Here is an 18,887-nt window from a genome sequence, read left to right on the forward strand (position 1 = left end):
GATTAATCGCGCTCGTCGCGGCGGCCCGGCACCGCCGACCACATGCGGCGCACGTGTACGGTGATCTCTTCGCGGTCGTGATACAGCTGCTTGGCATGCACTTCAACGCTGATGCCGGCGGCGCTCAGCGCTTCGCGGATGCTCATCAGGTTTTGCGACACTTCCTCGTAGCGTTTTTTCATCGGCAGTTTGAGGTTAAAGATCGCTTCGCGGCACCAGCCTTTCACCAGCCACTGAATCATCAGGCTGGTCACCTTCGCCGGTTTCTCCACCATGTCGCACACCAACCAATAGATCTTGCTGCTGTTCGGCTCGAACTTGAAGCCGTCGGCGCGGTGATGCGTTACCTGGCCGGTTTCCATCAGGCTCGGCGCCATCGGGCCATTATCCACCGAATGCACCATCATGCTGCGCTTCACCAGCTGATAGGTCCAGCCGCCCGGGCAGGCCCCCAGATCGACCGCATGCATGCCGCTGGCCAGGCGCTCGTCCCACTCGTCGGCAGGGATGAACACATGGAACGCTTCTTCCAGCTTCAGCGTCGAACGGCTCGGCGCATCGGCCGGGAAACGCAGACGCGGAATGCCCATATAGAACGGTGAGTTGTTGTTGCTGTAGGAGTAACCGACGTAACAGCAGCCCGGCGCGATGAAGAACACGTGCACCACCGGGCGAGTCGGGTTCTCCCGCGCCATCAGCACCTTCTGCTCACGCATCGCGGCGCGCAGCGGCACCGTCAGCTTGCGGCAGAATTTCATCAGCTCTTTGCTTTCGTTGGTGTCCGGCACTTCCACCCGCAGCTCGCCGCCGCGATCAACCACGCCGATCAGCATGCCGACGATCGGCGATACCCGATCTTCCGGCGGCAGATCGCGCAGCAGCTCACCCACCACGATCATTTGGCGGGCGAAAATCAGTTCGCGGAACGGAATCTCCCGCGCCAGGCGGTCGGCATCGTCCGGCTGATAGCATTCGAACAACACGTAACCGCTGTGCTCTTTTACCCGCGCAAAGCCGTAAATCTCCAGCTGGGCGGCTTTATCGGTGATCTCCGCCGCACACTCTTTTTCGAAGCCGGGACGGCAGTACAACGCAATCTTATTCATGGCGCTCGGCCTTTTTCCTCAGACGCAAAGCGCCAATCAACATCAATATCCAGCCGATCAAGAAGCACACGCCGCCAACCGGCGTGATATATACCCAGACCTTCAGGTGCGACAGCGCCAGACAATAGAGGCTGCCGCTGAACAACACGGTGCCGAACGCCAACAGCGCTCCGCTCCAGTAAAACCACAGGCTCACGCGGCGCTGCATCGCGACCGCCAGCGCCAGGATAGCCAGGGTGTGGAACCCCTGATACTCCAGCCCGGTGCGGATCCAGGCCATTTCGTTGGCGCCCAGCGTGCCGCTTAACACATGCGCGCCGAATGCGCCCAGCGCGACAAACACAAAGCCGCTGATAGCGGCGAAAACCAGCATGGAACGGCTGCTCATCGTGATCTATCCCATTAAAAATCACCGGCCGCGGCAAGGCGGCGGCCGGCCTTATTGTTCGTAGCGGAAGCGGAACTTCTCTTGTTCGCTGGCGGCACGCGCCAGGATCCACTGCCGGAAGGCGGCTATTTTACCCAGTTCTGCCTGGCTGTCATGACATACCAGATAAAAAGCATTTTTACTGACCAACACATCGTTGAACGGGCACACCAGACGACCGGCTTCAATCTCGGTTTGCGCCATCACGTTGTTCACCAGCGCCACGCCCTGACCGTGCACCGCCGCCTGCACCACCATGGCGCTGTGGCTGAAGATTGGCCCCTGCTGTACGTTGATGTGCTGCAACCCCAGCTGGCGCGTATAGGCCAGCCAGTCGCGACGTGAAACGTCATGCAGCAGCGTATGATAAGCCAGATCGTCTGCGGTTTTCAGCGGATGATCGCCGGTCAGCAGGCTCGGCGAACAAACCGGCAGCAAATATTCCGCATACAGGCGCTCGGCGCGCAGCCCCGGCCAATTGCCGCGGCCATAGAAAATCGCCACGTCGACGTCGTCCGCCAGCTTGTCCTCTTCACGGTCCACCGCCTGGATGCGCACGTCGATGCCCGGATAAGCTGAGTTAAAGCCGGACAGACGCGGCACCAGCCACTGAATGGCGAAGCTCGGCGGCAAACTGACGGTCAATGCCCCCTTGGCGCTGCGCGCCTGCAGCTTGCGCGTCGCCTCGTTGATCGAAGAGAAGATCTCCTTGATATCAAGGTAGTAACTTTGCCCCTCTTCGGTCAGCAGCAACGAGCGATTGCGCCGGCGAAACAGCTTCAGCCCGAGGAAGTCCTCCAGCGACTTGATCTGGTGGCTCACCGCGGCCTGAGTCACGAACAGCTCTTCCGCCGCCTTGGTGAAACTCAGGTGGCGAGCGGCCGCATCGAACACGCGCAGCGCATTGAGGGGAGGTAAGCGTTTAGACATTAAATTAGCTACTTTTGTGTAACATTAATCCGAATGATTCGGCGCCGAAAATCGGGCGGCTTTGTGTGGCAAGCCATGGACAAACGCTAACGGCGCATTGCCATTAGTTTTTTTAATCCGAGCCATTATAATTTGTCCGTTGAGGATGCGCCAGCAAATACCTATAGTGGCGGCACTTCCCGGGCCGGAACGAAAAGGGAGTGGGTGTCGAGGACGCCGATGAACTTTTGGCTTGTGGTTGTGATGTTGTGTTTGCAAATTGTCCGGCGATTCCGGACATGGTAGCTAGGCTACTGTTTTTTCACTTCCTGTACATTTACCCTGTCTGTCCATAGTGATTTTATGCAGCACCGCAAAACTTGCGGTGCTTTTTTTTGCCTGACGGTTACTGGTTGCTTTCAACCATCTCTTTCACATCGGCGCGGTTGATCTGCTGTTCGACGCCGTTGGCGTCTTTATAGCTGATCATGCCGGTATCGTTATCCACTTTAGGCTTGCCGTCAGCGACAATGGTGCGTCCGTCATTGGTATGCATCACGTAGTTGCTGGAACAGGCGGCCAGGGTGAACGTAAGCATCAGGGCAGAGAGAACTGCGGCTGTTTTCTTCATTGAGGACTCCTTTGTAGTTTTAAATGCTGATAAATACCTTTTATGTGTATAGATGCGATTAATAAGCGCACGTTTAATAGCATAACAAACTTTCCCAATTTTGCCAGGCGATAAGTCCTAATCGGCGCGAACGCTTGTCTCCGGCGGCAAAATAGGACAGGATCACCCATCGACTCAAGCCAGTGACAATCAGGGTATGACGCCTTTTAACCCCAGCCTTTTTCGCCAACAGTTTCCCGCGCTCGCGCAGGACGGCATCTATCTGGACAGCGCCGCCACCGCGTTGAAACCGCAGGCGGTGATCGACGCCACGCAGCAGTTTTATCGCGACGACGCCGCTACCGTGCACCGCAGCCAGCATCGGGCGGCGCAGGATCTGACCGCCCGTTTCGAGCAGGCGCGCGGCCAGGTCGCGCAACTGATCCATGCGCCGTCGGCCGACGACATCGTCTGGACGCGCGGCACCACCGAGGCGATCAACCTGGTGGCGCAGAGTTATCTGCGTCCGCGTCTGCAGCCGGGGGATGAAATTCTGGTGAGCGAAGCGGAGCACCACGCCAACCTGATCCCCTGGCTGATGGTGGCGGATCAAACCGGCGCGCGGGTAGTGAAACTGCCGATCGGCGCCGACCGGCTGCCGGACCTGGCGCAGCTGCCCGCCCTGCTCAACGATAGAACCCGCCTGTTGGCGCTGGGGCAAATGTCCAACGTCACCGGCGGCTGCCCGGATCTGGCGCCGGCGATCGCGCTGGCCCATGCCGCCGGCGCGCGCGTGATGATCGACGGTGCACAGGGCGTGGTTCACGATCCGGCCGACGTACAGCGGCTCGATATCGATTTCTACGCCTTCTCCGGCCACAAACTGTATGGCCCGACCGGCATCGGCGCGCTGTACGGCAAATCCGAGCTGCTGGCGCAGATGGCGCCGTGGCAAGGAGGGGGAAAGATGTTGACCCAGGCGTCGTTCGACGGTTTTATCCCGCAAAAACCGCCGCACTGCTTCGAAGCCGGCACGCCAAACATCGCCGGCGTGCTGGGGTTGGCCGCCGCGCTCACCTGGCTTCGCGAACAGGACATGGCGGCGGCGGAGCGCTACAGTCGCGAGCTGGCGGATCGGGCAGAACAGCGGTTGGCGCAGCTGCCGGGCTTTCGCAGCTTCCGCAGTTCCGGTTCCAGCCTGCTGGCGTTCGATATCGCCGGCGTACACCACAGCGACATCGTCACGCTGCTGGCGGAGCAAGGCATTGCGCTGCGCGCCGGCCAGCACTGCGCGCAGCCGCTGATGGCGGCGTTAGGCGTCAGCGGCACGTTGCGCGCGTCGTTCGCCCCCTACAATACTCAACAGGACGTCGATACGCTGGTCAGCGCGTTGACCCACGCCCTCGACCTGCTGGCTGACTGACTTGACTCCCGGAGACGCTATGCTCGCCCCCCATCCTTTTGGCCGAGAGATCACCGCCGAAGCGTTGATCGCCACCTTCAGCGCGCTGAAACAGTGGGAAGACCGCTACCGCCAACTGATTATGCTCGCAAAACGGCTGCCGCCGCTGCCGGAGGCCTTGCGCAGTGAAGAAATGGCGTTGAGCGGGTGTGAAAACCGCGTCTGGTTGGGGCACCAGTTGCTGGAAGACGGCACGCTGCACTTTTATGGCGACAGCGAAGGCCGCATCGTGCGTGGCCTGTTGGCGGTGCTGCTGACCGAAGTGGAAGGGAAAACGCCGCAGCAGATCGCCGAATTGGATCCGCTGGCGCTGTTCGACCGCCTAGCGCTGCGCGCTCAGCTGAGCGCCACTCGCGCCAGCGGGCTGGCGGCGTTGGCCGCCGCCGTGCAGGCGATCGCCGCCCGTTACGCCTGACGCGCCGCCTTCGCCACCATCTTTTTCAGCGCGTGCGACACGGCGACGAAGCCAAAGGTGGCGGTGACCATGGTCGCCGCGCCGAAACCTGCGCTGCAATCCATTCTTTTCGGCCCTTCCGCCGTGCTGCGCGAAGCGCATACCGAACCGTCCGGCTGCGGATAAACCAGCGGCTCGCTGGAAAAGACGCAGTCGATGCCCAGCTTGCCCTTGCCGTTTTTCACCACGTTAAAATCGTGCTTCAGCCGCTCGCGCAGCTTGGCGGCCAGCGGATCCTGAATGGTTTTCGCCAGATCGGCCACTTCGATTTTGGTCGGATCTATCTGCCCGCCGGCGCCGCCGGTGGTCACCACCGGGATCTTGAAGCGGCGGCAGTATGAGAGCAGCGCCGCTTTCGGCCGCACGCTGTCGATCGCGTCGATGACGTAGCTGAAGTTATGGTCCAGCAGCTCGGCGACGTTGTCCGGGGTGATGAAATCGTCAATGCAGGTCACCCGGCATTCCGGGTTGATCGCCAGGATACGCTCCGCCATTACCTCGGTTTTCGATTGCCCGACATGCTGGCGCAGCGCGTGGATCTGACGGTTGGTATTGGTGACGCAAACATCATCCATGTCGATCAGAGTGATGGCGCCGATGCCGGTGCGCGCCAGCGCCTCAGCCGCCCAGGAACCCACGCCGCCGATGCCGATCACGCAGACGTGCGCCTGCGCGAACACCGCCAGCGCCTGCTGGCCGTATAACCGCGCCGTGCCGCCGAAACGCTGCAGATAGGCTTCCGAATAAGCTGTGCTCATAACGCTTTAATTACCTTCGTAATGCAAATGATAAGGGCCGGAAAATCCGGCCCTTGCGGGTCAATCTTTTCACGCCGTGCGCGTTTAGCGGGTGACCAGCAACGAACCGCCGCCGTTTGACTGATTGGCGCTGAACAGCTGGCCGCCGCCGTTGTTCTTCAGCACCCAGACGCGGCCATAGTGGTTGTAGTACCCCGCCGAGTGGCCAGCTTCCGGCCCGATGCCCTGATACATGTCAAAATGCTGGCCCTTGATGGCGCCGCCCACGTCGAGCGCGACCATCAGACGCATCTCGTATTTTCCCGTGAATTTACCCTTGTTGTCCAGCAGCGGCACTTCGGCCAGCAGCGTGGTGCCTGCCGGGATCAGCGAACGGTCGGAGGCCACCGACGCTTTGGCGATCAGCGGCACCGCGCTGGCGCCTTTCACCGGCGCAAAAGCTTCCGGGCGGAAGAACACGAACGACGGGTTCTGCTCCAGCAGCTCGCGCACCTCTGCGGCGCTGTGGGTATCCGCCCACTGACGGATCGCCTGCATCGACATGTCCGCCTTGGCCACTTCACCGCGATCGATCAGCACTTTGCCGATGCTGCGGTAGGCGTGGCCGTTCTTGCCGCCGTAGCCGAAGAACACCAGCGGCTGACCGTTGCCGTAGTCGACGTAGCCGCTGCCCTGGACTTCCATCATGAAGTTGTCCATCAGCGAGTTGGTGTAAGCGATGATATAGCGATCGTCGAGCGCGCCAGAATAAATGCCCGCGCGATCCGGCAAGCGGCCCCTACCCTTCGGCGGCATGCGGTACAGCGGATAACGGAACTCGCCCTGTTGGGTATAGCGCGCCTGCACCACCGGCGTGTAGTAGCCGGTAAACTGCACGTTGCCGTAATTGTCGACGCCTTCCATCTGGTAAGCGCTGAGGCCGTACTGGCTCAGCATGCGCGTGTCGGCGCCGGACGCCATCCAGTTTTGCACCGCCTGATAGGTGCTGTTGTTGCGGTTAAACAGCGAAGGCGACGCGTACTTGATCTCCATCAGCTGATCCGAATAATCCTTGGCGTTGACCGGCGAACCTTTGGCGTTGGGCTGATTGACCAGCTCCAGCGATTGATCCAGACGGCCGTCCTTATATTGCTGACCCCGATCGGTCGGCTTGGACGAACAGCCCGCCAATACCGCCACCATCAACCCGCCCAGCAGGTATTTGCCCCAACGTCCTTTCATCGCGCACACTCTCAAACTGATATGATCTACCGGCTGAACGATAACAAACGCTCATTGATAAAGGAATCGCTGCAAATAAAAAAAGCCGCACGGAGGATGGTGATGAAAAAGAAGGCAAATTGCGGGCAAATTCAGCAGAAAAACGGGTTTAGGCCAATAAAATGCAAAAAGGGTTTGCAACAAAACGCATGGAGAGTATAGTGCGCATCCATCGGACGCGGGGTGGAGCAGCCTGGTAGCTCGTCGGGCTCATAACCCGAAGGTCGTCGGTTCAAATCCGGCCCCCGCAACCAACCGATGCCGCAGTGGCGGTATTTTGCGTTTGGGTTCGATAACAAAGTATTACACGGACGCGGGGTGGAGCAGCCTGGTAGCTCGTCGGGCTCATAACCCGAAGGTCGTCGGTTCAAATCCGGCCCCCGCAACCAACCGATGCCGTACCAGCGGCATAACATGAACGGTGGTTTCGTCGTAATACCGCATCAAGACGGACGCGGGGTGGAGCAGCCTGGTAGCTCGTCGGGCTCATAACCCGAAGGTCGTCGGTTCAAATCCGGCCCCCGCAACCAACTCTTGATGACAACAGATAAGCACCCTGACGGGTGTTTTTTTGTATCTGCAATCCGCAAAAACAGCCGGACTTGCGCCCGGCCCTGCCGCTATCGGCTCGCCAACGCGCCGCCGTTGGCGAAATAAGCCTTGATGCCCGCCAGAATCGACTCCGCCACCTGCTGCTGGAAATGGCTGGTGCGCAGCTTGCGCTCCTCTTCAATATTGCTGATAAACGCCGTTTCCACCAGGATCGACGGGATATCCGGCGCCTTCAACACCGCAAAACCGGCCTGATCGACGCGATTCTTGTGCAACCGGTTGATTTTACCCATCCGGTTCAACACTTCCTTGCCGAACTTCAGGCTATCGTTGATGGTTGCGGTCTGAATCAAATCGAACATGGTGTGGTCGAGATAGCGGTCGCCGCTCTTGCTAACGCCGCCGATTTGGTCCGAGGCGTTCTGCGTCTGCGCCAGGAACTTGGCCGCCGAGCTGGTGGCGCCTTTGGTGGACAACGCGAACACCGATGACCCGCGCGCGGCGCGGCTGGTGAAGGCGTCGGCGTGAATCGAAACGAACAGATCGGCGCGTTGCTTGCGCGCCTTGGCGACGCGCACCTTGAGCGGGATAAACACGTCTTCATTGCGTGTCATGAACACCTTCATGTTCGGCTCGCGCTTGATCATGGCGCTCAGCTTGCGGGCAATCTGCAGCACGATGTCTTTCTCGCGCGTCTTATACTTGCCGATCGCACCGGGATCTTCGCCCCCGTGGCCAGGATCCAGCATGATGACGATCGGCCGATCGCGCCCCGCCTTGCCGGCCTGCGGCGCTTCGGGCGGCAGCGTGCGCTCCAGATCGCCTTTGTTGTAATCTTCCAGTAACGCCAGTAGCGGATCATACTCCTCGCCGCCGCTGCCGCCCTTGGTCGGGTAGAGATCCATCACCAGACGGTTGCGATACTCCGGCACCGGCGCCAGCGAGAACATGTGCGGGCTGACGCTTTGCTTGAGCTCCAGCACCAGCCGCACGGTATTCTGATCGAACTGGCCGACACGCGCCTGCTTGAGATAAGGATCGTCGGCGCGCACCTGCCCGGCGATGCCCTTCAGCACGCTGTTGAGATGCACGCCTTCGATATCCACCACCACGCGATCGGGATTGGTCAGGGCGAACTGCTTGTATTTCAGTTCGACGTTGGATTCCAGCGTGACGCGGGTATAAGTGGAGGACGGCCAGACGCGCACGGCAATCACGTGCGATGACGCGGCGAAGCCCGTGCGACTCACACTCAGCAACCAGCTGGCGGCAACGCCCTGTAATAAACGACGGCGGCCCAGATTGTGATTAGCGTTTGGCATGCGGCTCCGGCAGTAATAACTGTTTACAACAGATGAAAAAAACACCAATGACTTGGGAATGCCGAAAACTTTAACCAATCATTCCAGCCCTGTCATCAGAAAATCTTTTTATGGTTTTTCAATTTATTAACGATTTAGCGCCCTTAGCTCGCTCTTCATGACGATTTCCCACTTGCCATTGGCGCAATAAAAGAATAAAAATACAAAAATATCGTATAAATATGCAAAGAGGTTTGCCCGTGAAGGAACGTAGTACAGAGCTGGTGCAAGGATTCCGTCACTCCGTCCCCTATATCAACGCCCACCGCGGCAAGACGTTTGTCATCATGCTCGGTGGGGAAGCCATCGAACACGAGAATTTTTCCAACATCGTCAATGATATCGGGCTGCTGCATAGCCTGGGCATTCGCCTGGTGGTGGTTTACGGCGCACGGCCGCAGATCGACGCCAACCTGGCGCAGCACAACTATGAACCGATCTACCACAAGCATACGCGCGTGACCGACGCCCATACGCTTGAGTTAGTCAAGCAGGCGGCCGGTTTATTGCAGTTGGACATCACCGCCCGGCTGTCGATGAGCCTCAACAACACGCCGCTGCAGGGCGCGCACATTAACGTGGTCAGCGGCAACTTCATCATCGCGCAGCCACTGGGCGTCGATGACGGCATCGACTACTGCCACAGCGGCCGCATTCGCCGCATCGATGAAGAAGCGATCCATCGTCAGCTCGACAGCAACGCCATCGTGCTGATCGGCCCGGTCGCCGTCTCGGTAACCGGCGAGAGCTTCAACCTGACTTCGGAGGAAGTCGCGACTCAGCTGGCGATCAAACTGAAAGCGGAAAAAATGATCGGTTTCTGCTCCTCGCAGGGCGTGACCGACGCGGAAGGCAACATCCTTTCCGAGCTGTTCCCCAACGACGCGCAAAAGCGTCTTGAAGAGCTGGAGGAAGGCGGTGATTACCATTCCGGCACCGTGCGCTTCCTGCGCGGCGCGGTGAAAGGCTGCCGCAGCGGCGTGCGCCGCAGCCACCTGATCAGCTATCAGGAGGACGGCGCGCTGGTGCAAGAGCTGTTCTCACGCGACGGCATTGGCACCCAAATCGTGATGGAAAGCGCCGAACAGGTGCGCCGGGCGACGATCAACGACATCGGCGGTATTCTGGAGCTCATCCGGCCGCTCGAACAGCAGGGTATTCTGGTGCGCCGTTCGCGTGAACAGCTGGAGATGGAGATCGACAAGTTCACCATTATCGAACGCGATAACCTGACCATCGCCTGCGCGGCGCTGTACCCGTTCCCGGAGGAAAAAATCGGCGAGATGGCCTGCGTGGCGGTGCATCCCGATTACCGCAGCTCTTCGCGCGGCGAGATGCTGCTGCAGCGGGTGGAAAATCAGGCGCGGCAGATGGGATTGAAGAAGCTGTTCGTGCTGACCACCCGCAGCATCCATTGGTTCCAGGAGCGTGGCTTCACCCCGGCGGAGGTCGACGTGCTGCCGATGCAGAAACAGGCGTTGTACAACTACCAACGCCGCTCCAAAATTCTGCTGGCGGATCTGTAATCCCTGTGGGCGCGGCCGCTACCGCGCCCCTTCATCGCTTATTCCGTCGTCTGCAGCCGTTCAGCCAATCCGCTGCGACGCTGGGTCGGCGTGCGAATGGCCCGCAGCAGCACCGCGTCCGTGGCGTACAGCGAGAGCTGCTGACGCGCACGGGTGATCGCGGTATAGACCAGTTCACGCGTCAGCACCGGCAGGAAATGGTTCGGCAACACCAGAACCGTATGCTCAAACTCCGATCCCTGGGACTTGTGCACCGTCATGGCATAAGCGGTTTCATGCGCCGGCAAACGGCTCGGCTGCACCGACTTGATGCTGCCGTCCGGCAGTTGGAAATGCACGCGCAGCTCGCCGCGCTCATCCGGCAGAGTAATGCCGATATCCCCATTGAATAACCCCAGCGCGCTGTCGTTGCGGCCGATCATCACCGGCCGCCCCCGATACCAGCGGCCGAGCACGCCCGGTTTGCGGTCGATCAGGCCGGCGCGCTGCAGCCCGAGTTCAATACGTTCATTCAGGCCGGCGACGCCGAACGGCCCTTCACGCAGCGCGCACAGCACCTGGAAGCGGCTAAAGGCGGCCAGCACCGCCGCCGCATCCGCGCCTTCGGCAGTCAGCCGCAGATAGTCGCGATAGCCCGCCACGCACGCGTCCAACAGCGCCTGATACTCTTCGCTCGTCGCCAGCGCATAGCCCGCGACATCGCCGAAACGGCCGTTTAATGCCGCCAGCGCGCGATCCCCCGCACCGGCGTTGACCGCCAACGCCAGTTGACCGATGCCGGAACGGGCGTCGAAGCGATAGCTCTTACGCAACAGGCACAGGCTGTCGCGCACCGCCGCTTGCGCTTCGGCCCGCTGCCCAGCGATCGAACAACCGGTCAGGCGGCTCAGCTCTGCGGCGCGCGCCTCGCTGTATCCCTGCTCGGCAAAACGGCAAATATCCCCCAACACCGCACCGGCCTCCACCGAGGCCAGCTGATCGCGGTCGCCGAGGAAAATCACCCGGGCCCGATCGGGCAACGCCGCAATCAGGCGCGCCATCATCGGCAGATCGACCATCGAGGCCTCATCCACCACCAACACATCCAAATGCAGCCGGTTACCGCGGTGATAGCGCATGCGCTGACTGTTGGGTTGCGCCCCCAACAAACGGTGCAACGTCGCCGCCTCCGTGGGGAACAACGCCTGCTGCGCCGGGGTCAACGCCAGCTGACGGCTGGCGCTGCCAAGCGACTCCGTCAGGCGTGCCGCCGCCTTGCCGGTTGGCGCCGCCAGCTGAATCCGCAAGCGCGCGCTTTCATCCAGTTGCACCAGCGCCGCCAGCAGTTTAGCGACGGTGGTGGTTTTACCGGTGCCCGGTCCGCCGGAAATCACCGCGATGCGCCGCGTGGCAGCCACCGCGGCGGCGATCTTCTGCCAGTCGGGTTCATCGCTCGCCGCGCCGAACAAGCGGTCGAGAATGGCGCGCAACGCCTCCTCCGGCACCGTCAGCGATTCACCTTCACCGCCGATAAACGCCGCCACTTCACCTTCGTTTTGCCACATGCGTTGCAGATATAAGCGCTGCCCACGCAGCACCAGCGGCGTAGCGCCGCTTCCGTCCCCAACCGCCGCGCTGCTCGCCAGGCGCTGCTGCCAACGTGCGCTATCCGGTCGCCCGGCCGCCTCCCACAGCGCCAGCGCCAGCGCCGGTTGGCGCCCTTCAAACAGCGTGTCCGCCTGCAGCTGCTCCAGCATCAGGCAAACATGCCCCGCCCCCGCCTCTGCGCTCAGACAGGCGGCGGCCAGTAAAATATCAGGCTCGTCTTCGCTCGCCACCACGCGGGCGAACTGCACGTCCAGCGGGCGCAGCGCGCCAAGCGCCACCGCCTGCTCCAGCAGTGCGATCATGATTTTTCCTCCGTCGCCGCAGCTTCGCCGCTGAACAAGCTATCCATTCCCGCCACCAGCTCAAACGCGGGGAGACAGGTGAAAATGCCGTTGCCCGGGTGCGCCGCATCCACGCCGCGCAGGAACAGATAAATCACTCCGCCGAAATGGCGCCGGTAATCATAATCCGACAGCCGATGGCGCAAATAACGATGCAACGCCAGCGTATACAGCTGGTATTGCAGATCATAACGATGCTCCGCCATCGCCTGCTCCATCGCCGGCCGGGTATAGGCGCTGCTGTCCTCCCCCAGCCAGTTGGACTTGTAGTCCAGCAGGTAGTATTTGCCTTGCCAGCAGAACACCAGGTCGATAAAGCCTTTCAGCATGCCCTGCACCTGATGGAAATCCAGCGCCGGGCAGCGGGCGGAAAGCGGATCGTAACGCTTCACCAGAGCATCGAGCTCCTTCGCCTGCAACAGCCGGTTAATCGGTAAATAGAACTGCAGCTCTGCCTGCTTATGCTGCGGCGTCAGCGCCGCCAACGTCACGCCGCTGTCATCGAGCGGCGTATTGAGCAGCACCTGCATCCACGCCAGCAGTATCGGTTGCCAGTGTTCGGCGAACCCTTGCTGCTGCAGCTGTTCCAGCAGCCACTGTTCGTCGAGCGGCTGGGTGAAGTCCAGCGTTTCAAACAGGCTGTGCAGGAAGGTGCCGGGCGTTGCGCCGCGCGGGAAGGTATGCGGTGTAAGCGCTGGCTCACTTTCTTCCCCGCGCTCACCGGCCGCGTCGACATCCAGACGCGGCAGCAGATCCTGCATCAGGCTCGCGCCGTGCTGTTGCAAACCGGTATAGCTGGTCACCCGCCAAAAATCCTGGATCCGCCGGGTAAAGCTTTTCGCCGCCAACGCTTCGGCCAGCGACGCCTGGGGTTGCCAGGGTTCTGCATCCGGCGGTTCAACCAGCGACAGCGCGATACCTCCGCCCACCAATTGCTGCAGCCGCTCCTGCAGATACACGGCGTCGCCGGGCTGCCCGCCCTGCACCAGATAGCCCAATGCGCTGCGGTGCAGGTCGGTATCGCCCTGTTTCTTGCGCGTGCCTTGGAACAGTGGCGCAATGCCGATACTGCAGTGGTACACCGAGCGGGTCAGCGCCACATACAGCAGACGCAGATCCTCCGCCAACCGCTCCTCCTCCGCCCAGGCCTGGCTCTCTTCATTGGCGTCGAGGTCCAGCAGCGCCTGGAAACTGTGGCGATCGTGATACAGCGCCTGCTGCTGCTGGCGGAAGTTGCCGACGAACGGCAGCCACACCAGATCGAACTCCAGCCCCTTGGACTTGTGGATCGTGATCACCTGCACCAGATGCCGGTCGCTCTCCAGCCGCAGTTGCTGATTGTCGGACTGGCGATTAGGCTGAGCGATCTGCTGCGCCAGCCAGCGCACCAGCGCATGCTCGCTGTCGAGCTGCGCCGCCGCTTCTTGCAACAGCTCCCCCAGATGCAGCACGTCGGTCAAGCGACGCTCGCCGCCGGCGCTGGCCAGCAGGTTCTCCGCCAATTGGCGCGCTTTCATCACCTCGCTCAGCATCGGCAACACGCCGCGGCGCAGCCAGAGCGTGCGGTAATTGTCGAATTCATTAACCAGCGCGTCCCAGGCGCGCTCATCGCGGCTCAGGCCGTCCAGCGTCGGCGCGTCCAGCCCCATCAGCCCGGTGGCCATGGCGCTGCGCAGCGTGCGCTCCTGCTCCGGCGCCAACACCGCCTGCAGCAACCACAGCAGGTCTTTGGCCTCCGGGGTGTCAAACACGCTGTCGCGGTTGGACAGGTAGACCGACGGAATAGACAGCGCGCTGAGCGCATCGCGCACCAACGCCGCTTCGTTGCGGCTGCGCACCAGCACCGTGATATCAGAGGCTTGCACCGGCCGTGACGCCTTGCCGCTCTGCAGCCGCGCCAGGCCCTGCTGCCCGGCGCTGAGCCAGTCGCGAATTTGCGTGGCGCACAGGCGCGCCATTAGCTGTTGGTAATCACTTACACCCGCGCCTTCCCCCTGCTGCAGCCAGAACTGCATCGCCGGCTGCGGCTTGCCGTGCAATTCAAACGCCAGCCCTTGGTTCTTTTCCGCCGCGTTAACCTCAATAAAGGGAATTTGGCCGAACAGGAAAGGTTTTTCTACCTGAGAAAACAGGTGATTGACGCTGGCGACCATCGACGGCGACGAGCGCCAGTTGGTCTCCAGCGTATAGTGGGCGCTCACCTCTGAACGCGCGCGCATGTAGGTAAAGATGTCGGCGCCGCGAAAGGCGTAAATCGCCTGCTTGGGATCGCCGATCAGCAGCAGGCCGCAATCAGGCCGGCCGACGTAAAGTTTTTGGAAAATACGGTATTGCTGCGGATCGGTATCCTGGAATTCATCGATCATCGCCACCGGATAGCGCTGGCGGATCGCCTGCGCCAACTGTTCGCCGCCGCCGCTTTGCAGGGCGCTGTCCAAACGGCTGAGCAGGTCGTCAAACCCCAGCTCGGCGCGCTGGCGCTTTTCCTGCTGAATGGAGGTGCGGATCTCGCTGAGCGCGCGCGCCATGATCAGGTCGCGCAGCGTCAAGGGTTCATCGAACAGTTCGTCTATCGCCGTGAACAGCGCATGACGCGGCGGCTCGCCCTTCTTGGTCTTATCCAGCAGCACCGACTGGCGAAACTTGTCTAGCTCCTTCGGCAGTTGGTAATCCTGGGTCTCCTGCCCGCTCCATTCGCCGACCTTGTTCAACCAGTTCGGCAGGTGTTTGCTGCTGTAGCTGCGCTTATCGACGCCGGACTGGGCGATTAACGCCTCAAGATCGCCCGCCGCCGCCCGCCATTGCGCCTTGATGGCGTCGATGCGCGCGAAAATCTGCTCGTGGCGCATCAGGACGGTTTCTTCGTCCTTCGGCGGCCGCCGCAGCGCCGGCGCTTCACCGTGCAGATAACCGGAAAGGTCGGCCAGCAACGCTTCCGGGCCGCTCCACTCCTGGCTAACCGCACGCGCCACGCCCAGCGGCAACGGATAGCAATGACGGCGCCAGAAATCGGCGCAGGCCTGCCGCCGCAGCGGCAGTTCGTCCTGCACCAGCGTTTGTTCAAACAGCATGCCGGACTCGAAGGCGTTGTGCGTCAACATCCGTTGGCAAAAGCCGTGGATAGTGTAAATCGCCGCTTCGTCCATCTGCCGCTCCGCCGCCAGCAGCTGTGCAGCGGCGTCAGACAAATCGTCAATTTCTTCCATCAGCGCCGAAAACAGCGGGTTAGTGCTGATGCCGCGCACGCAGGCGATGCGCAGCCCGTGGATATTGTCACGGATACGCCCGCGCAGCTCCTCGGTGGCGGCCTCGGTAAAGGTCACCACCAGGATTTCTTCGACCGTCAACGGGCGGGGAAACGCCGCTTCCCCCCCCAATCCCAGCAGCAAGCGCAGATACAGCGCGCCGATGGTAAAAGTTTTGCCGGTGCCCGCCGACGCCTCGATCAGGCGTTCGCCAAACAGCGGCAGCGTCAGCGGTTCTAGCCTCTGCGGGGCGACTTCCGTCATGGCGTAGCCACTTTACGCGGCAGGATCTGCTGCAATGCCGACGCGTTCGGATAGGTGACCCAATCCTTAGGCGCCGCGTAATCCGCTTTGTCTTGCCCGCTGCCGCTGACCTGCGACAGCACCGCCAGCCCCTGCGGCTGGATCACTGCCTGGTGGAAATAATCCGCCAGTTTGGTCGGCGTCAGCTGTTGCACCTGCGCGATCAGCTTCTGGCGGGTATCAAAGGCGAAGTTGCCGCGATCGAAATCATTGGCGAACCGGCTGGCCTCCTCGCTGAGGGTTTGCGGCCGCTGTTTGAGTTCGTTGATCAGCGCCTGTTTGTACTGCTCAAAATCGGCCTCACTCATTTCACGCAGGCGTTTCTCGGTTTTCGGATAGAAATCCTGATAGCGCTGGTACAGGTAGGCCGGCTGTTTGCTGTTGCTCTGCAACAGGAAGCCTACGCCCCACTGGCGGCCCACCGACATCGGGAAGGCAAAGACCGCATACCCCAATTGTTCCTGAGTGCGCAGCTGGCTGTAGAACCACGGCTGAATAATCTGCCCCAACAGCGAGCTATAGGCCATGCCGGTCACTTCGTCGTAACCGGTCGGTACGTAGACCGCCGCCAGCGCCGAGTCGGTGCTGCTGCCTACCTGTTGCAGGTTGGCCAGCTGGTTCTTGTCCACCACCACGTCTTCGCCGTGCCACCACTCAATACCGGTACAGCCCAGACGGTGCTTCAGCGTCGACGCCAGCGTATCGACCTGTTGCTTGCTCATGTTGCCCACCACCAGCAGCTCCGGCGTGGCCTCGGCCAGCAGGCTGTCGCGATACGCCAGCACGTCTTTCAGCGTCAGCGTTTTCAGCACTTCGCGGCGCTCGCTGCGTTCGGAATACGGCACGCGGGAAACCATCTGCACCGGCTGAATGGCCAGTTCAAACGCCTTGCCCTTCTCGGCGGCGTCCAACTGCTCCAGGTACCAGGACTTGGCCTGCGCCAGCTGATCTTCCGTCGGCGTGAAGCTGGAATAGCCCTCGATCAGCGCCGTCAGCAACTGCGGCAAGCGCTGGGTAAAGCCGTTGGCGTTAAACATCAGGCCGTTGTTCGGCGACGTCGAGAAACTCAACCCGCCGACCGAAGCCTGATAGCTCAGCTGATCCAGCGCCAGGCCGGCCAAATAATCCGTCAGCGAGAACAGCACCTGGTTGCGCGCGGAATCCATGGTCTTGGCGTTGCGGAAAGCGACGGTGACATCGGCCTTCGGCTCATCGGCGAAGTAACGGCTCGGCATATACAGCACGCGCAGGCCGGGCTTATCCACTACCATTTCCGGCTTTTTGAATTCATGCGACGGTTTGGTCAGGGTGAAATCATCCGGAATGTACGGGTTGAGCGCCGGCAATGACAGGGAAATGCCGCTGCCCAACTGCTGCCACTGCGTAAAGCGCTGTGGCGTGATTTTGTCGACCTGGTAAGGCGCATTGACGAAATAGGCCGTCTTGTTGTGCGGCTCATCGGGGCTGACGAACCAGATGCGCGCATTTTGCGGCGTCATGGCGTCCAGACGTTCAGCGATCGCCTTAGGATCATAGCGGTCGGCCAGGTAAGGCGCGTCCAGCGCATGCTCAACCGGCACGCGCAGCATAGTGTCCACCAGCCATTCGATGTAGTCCATGTCGCGCGTGATCGACGGATAGCGGAAGTCCAGATTCAGAACATGCGAGATTTCGTCGAAGTAACTCTGCTTGATACCTTCGCTGCGCAGCATTTTCAGGTAGTTAAAAATGGCGGCGACGACTTGGTCGCGCTGGGCCAAGCCTTTGTCAGTCAGCGAGACGCTGATGGCGAAGACGCCGCCGTTGCGATCCACCATCGGATCGGCGCCGGCATTGATGGCGTCCGCCAATCCCTGCTTCTGCAACCAGTCGGACAGGGTATTTTTACTGCGGTTGCCGATCAGGTAACCGATGTAGGTGTCGGTTTTGCTGCGAAACGCGGCGCTGTTGTTATCGATGCGGAACTCAACCTTCAGCTGCTTGCGCGGCTGCGCCGGCACATAGTGAATGATGATGCCCTGCTGCTCCGGCGTGACGGCCGGTACGGTGATCGGCGGCACGCTGGCGTCATGATTCGGCACGCGGCCAAAGGTTTTTGCGGCAATGTCAGCCAGCTGCGGCAGCGGTTGATTGCCGTACAGCACCCCCATCATCAGATTGGCGGAGTAGTAGCGCTTATAGAACCCCGTCAGCTCATAGTGCAACTTGCTGCCCGGCTTGTCTTTCAGCGTGTCCAGATTACCGCCGGAGAAGCGCGCGCTCGGGTGCGCCGGGTTGAGGGTTTCCGCACCGACCTGCGCCATACGCATGCCGTCGCGCGAACGCGCCATCGTCAATTCTGCATTCACCGCGTTGCGCTCGCGATCGGCATTGCCCGGATCCAGCAACGGCTCCGCAATGGCGTCGGCCATGCGATCGACCGCCGGCTCCAGCGCGTCATTCTCCACTTCCAGATAGAAGGCGGTGCGATAAGAAGCCGTGCTGGCGTTGTGGCTGCCGCCGTGCTTTTTCAGGAATTCGGACAGGTTTTCCGGCTCGGGATAACGTTTGGAGCCCATCAGCACCATATGTTCCAGATAGTGCGCCAAGCCCAGTTGGCTGTTCGGATCTTCGAGCGACCCGACCGGCAATGCCAGCGCCGCCAGCGATTTCGGCGCCTGGACATCGGATACCAGCAGCACCGTCATGCCGTTAGCCAACTTGATCGCCTCGTACTGACGCGGATCGTGCTCGCTCTTGTTGATCTTCTCCGCCAGCGGTTGCCATCCTTGTGCGGCCCAGCTCAACGGCGCCCAACACATAGCCAATAATACCAGCCCGGTGATGCGGGCCAACTGTCTGCGCATATCCAAAATAAACCCCTATTCTGACATCGCCACGCCCACTCCCTGACGCTGGCGACGTACATCAAAACCCCATAACCAAATCTGTACTCGCCGGGTTCTTCGCCAATGTGGCGCCCCAAAACGCGGCGGGTATATGCCTG

The 18,887-nt window shown here is 61.0% G+C and carries 13 protein-coding genes and 3 tRNA genes; 6 read left to right on the forward strand and 10 right to left on the reverse strand.

Annotated elements, in window-relative coordinates:
- Positions 1 to 2: 2 nt before the first annotated feature.
- The 4 genes from rlmM to ACJ8IP_RS21455 all read right to left on the reverse strand — a co-directional run bounded on the left by rlmM (position 3) and on the right by ACJ8IP_RS21455 (position 3,073).
- On the reverse strand, positions 3 to 1,106 hold the full coding sequence (rlmM, locus tag ACJ8IP_RS21440) for a 23S rRNA (cytidine(2498)-2'-O)-methyltransferase RlmM (protein WP_164107339.1): 1,104 nt from the start codon (positions 1,104 to 1,106) through the stop codon (positions 3 to 5).
- Positions 1,099 to 1,494, reverse strand: coding sequence for a DUF423 domain-containing protein (locus ACJ8IP_RS21445; RefSeq protein ID WP_004931896.1), 396 nt, complete (start codon positions 1,492 to 1,494; stop codon positions 1,099 to 1,101). The genes rlmM and ACJ8IP_RS21445 overlap by 8 nt, the downstream gene beginning before the upstream one ends.
- A 51-nt stretch (positions 1,495 to 1,545) precedes the next feature.
- Positions 1,546 to 2,463 carry a transcriptional regulator GcvA gene (locus tag ACJ8IP_RS21450; protein WP_004931894.1) on the reverse strand — a complete coding sequence of 306 codons (918 nt, stop codon included), beginning with the start codon at positions 2,461 to 2,463 and terminating at the stop codon, positions 1,546 to 1,548.
- Positions 2,464 to 2,848: 385 nt separating this feature from the next.
- The gene (locus tag ACJ8IP_RS21455; protein ID WP_025304050.1) at positions 2,849 to 3,073 is read right to left on the reverse strand and encodes a YgdI/YgdR family lipoprotein; all 225 of its coding nucleotides are present in this window, start codon (positions 3,071 to 3,073) and stop codon (positions 2,849 to 2,851) included.
- A 196-nt stretch (positions 3,074 to 3,269) separates the two neighbouring features.
- Between ACJ8IP_RS21455 and csdA the strand changes: the two genes are divergently transcribed.
- Both csdA and csdE read left to right on the forward strand, forming a co-directional pair.
- Positions 3,270 to 4,475 (forward strand): cysteine desulfurase CsdA, encoded by a 1,206-nt coding sequence (csdA, locus tag ACJ8IP_RS21460; protein WP_042785270.1) that lies wholly within the window; start codon positions 3,270 to 3,272, stop codon positions 4,473 to 4,475.
- Between the two features lie 19 nt (positions 4,476 to 4,494).
- Positions 4,495 to 4,929: a cysteine desulfurase sulfur acceptor subunit CsdE gene (csdE, locus tag ACJ8IP_RS21465; RefSeq protein ID WP_033652490.1), complete on the forward strand. Its 435-nt coding sequence runs from the start codon at positions 4,495 to 4,497 to the stop codon at positions 4,927 to 4,929.
- On the opposite strand, the gene tcdA is transcribed toward csdE, so the two are convergent.
- The gene (gene tcdA, locus ACJ8IP_RS21470; protein WP_004931886.1) at positions 4,920 to 5,726 is read right to left on the reverse strand and encodes a tRNA cyclic N6-threonylcarbamoyladenosine(37) synthase TcdA; all 807 of its coding nucleotides are present in this window, start codon (positions 5,724 to 5,726) and stop codon (positions 4,920 to 4,922) included. The genes csdE and tcdA overlap by 10 nt on opposite strands.
- Before the next feature lie 84 nt (positions 5,727 to 5,810).
- Positions 5,811 to 6,947, reverse strand: coding sequence for a murein transglycosylase A (mltA, locus tag ACJ8IP_RS21475; protein WP_033644860.1), 1,137 nt, complete (start codon positions 6,945 to 6,947; stop codon positions 5,811 to 5,813).
- Positions 6,948 to 7,163: 216 nt separating this feature from the next.
- Between mltA and ACJ8IP_RS21480 the strand changes: the two genes are divergently transcribed.
- The 3 genes from ACJ8IP_RS21480 to ACJ8IP_RS21490 all read left to right on the forward strand — a co-directional run bounded on the left by ACJ8IP_RS21480 (position 7,164) and on the right by ACJ8IP_RS21490 (position 7,516).
- Positions 7,164 to 7,240: transfer RNA gene (locus tag ACJ8IP_RS21480), tRNA-Met, on the forward strand.
- A gap of 58 nt (positions 7,241 to 7,298) precedes the next feature.
- Positions 7,299 to 7,375 (forward strand) — tRNA-Met (locus ACJ8IP_RS21485).
- A 64-nt stretch (positions 7,376 to 7,439) separates the two neighbouring features.
- A tRNA-Met gene (locus tag ACJ8IP_RS21490) sits at positions 7,440 to 7,516 on the forward strand.
- A 90-nt stretch (positions 7,517 to 7,606) separates the two neighbouring features.
- Here ACJ8IP_RS21490 and amiC read toward each other — a convergent pair.
- Entirely contained in the window at positions 7,607 to 8,860 is a 1,254-nt protein-coding gene (gene amiC, locus ACJ8IP_RS21495; protein ID WP_033644859.1) for an N-acetylmuramoyl-L-alanine amidase AmiC, read from the reverse strand.
- 239 nt (positions 8,861 to 9,099) lie between these two features.
- Here amiC and argA point away from each other — a divergent pair, with 239 nt between their 5' ends.
- Positions 9,100 to 10,425, forward strand: coding sequence for an amino-acid N-acetyltransferase (gene argA / locus ACJ8IP_RS21500; RefSeq protein ID WP_015378910.1), 1,326 nt, complete (start codon positions 9,100 to 9,102; stop codon positions 10,423 to 10,425).
- Between the two features lie 38 nt (positions 10,426 to 10,463).
- Here argA and recD read toward each other — a convergent pair whose 3' ends face one another.
- The 3 genes from recD to ptrA are packed head-to-tail and all read right to left on the reverse strand — an operon-like array spanning position 10,464 to position 18,747.
- Entirely contained in the window at positions 10,464 to 12,314 is a 1,851-nt protein-coding gene (recD, locus tag ACJ8IP_RS21505) for an exodeoxyribonuclease V subunit alpha (protein ID WP_099783497.1), read from the reverse strand.
- On the reverse strand, positions 12,311 to 15,862 hold the full coding sequence (recB, locus tag ACJ8IP_RS21510; RefSeq protein ID WP_164107393.1) for an exodeoxyribonuclease V subunit beta: 3,552 nt from the start codon (positions 15,860 to 15,862) through the stop codon (positions 12,311 to 12,313). The genes recD and recB overlap by 4 nt, the downstream gene beginning before the upstream one ends.
- A complete protein-coding gene (gene ptrA / locus ACJ8IP_RS21515) occupies positions 15,859 to 18,747 on the reverse strand; it encodes a pitrilysin (protein ID WP_164107397.1) in 2,889 nt (962 codons plus the stop codon). Before ptrA ends, recB begins: the two co-directional genes overlap by 4 nt.
- Positions 18,748 to 18,887 lie beyond the last annotated feature (140 nt).

The organism is Serratia sp. CY52157 (assembly GCF_052168495.1).
Taxonomy (GTDB): Bacteria; Pseudomonadota; Gammaproteobacteria; order Enterobacterales; family Enterobacteriaceae; genus Serratia; species Serratia ureilytica.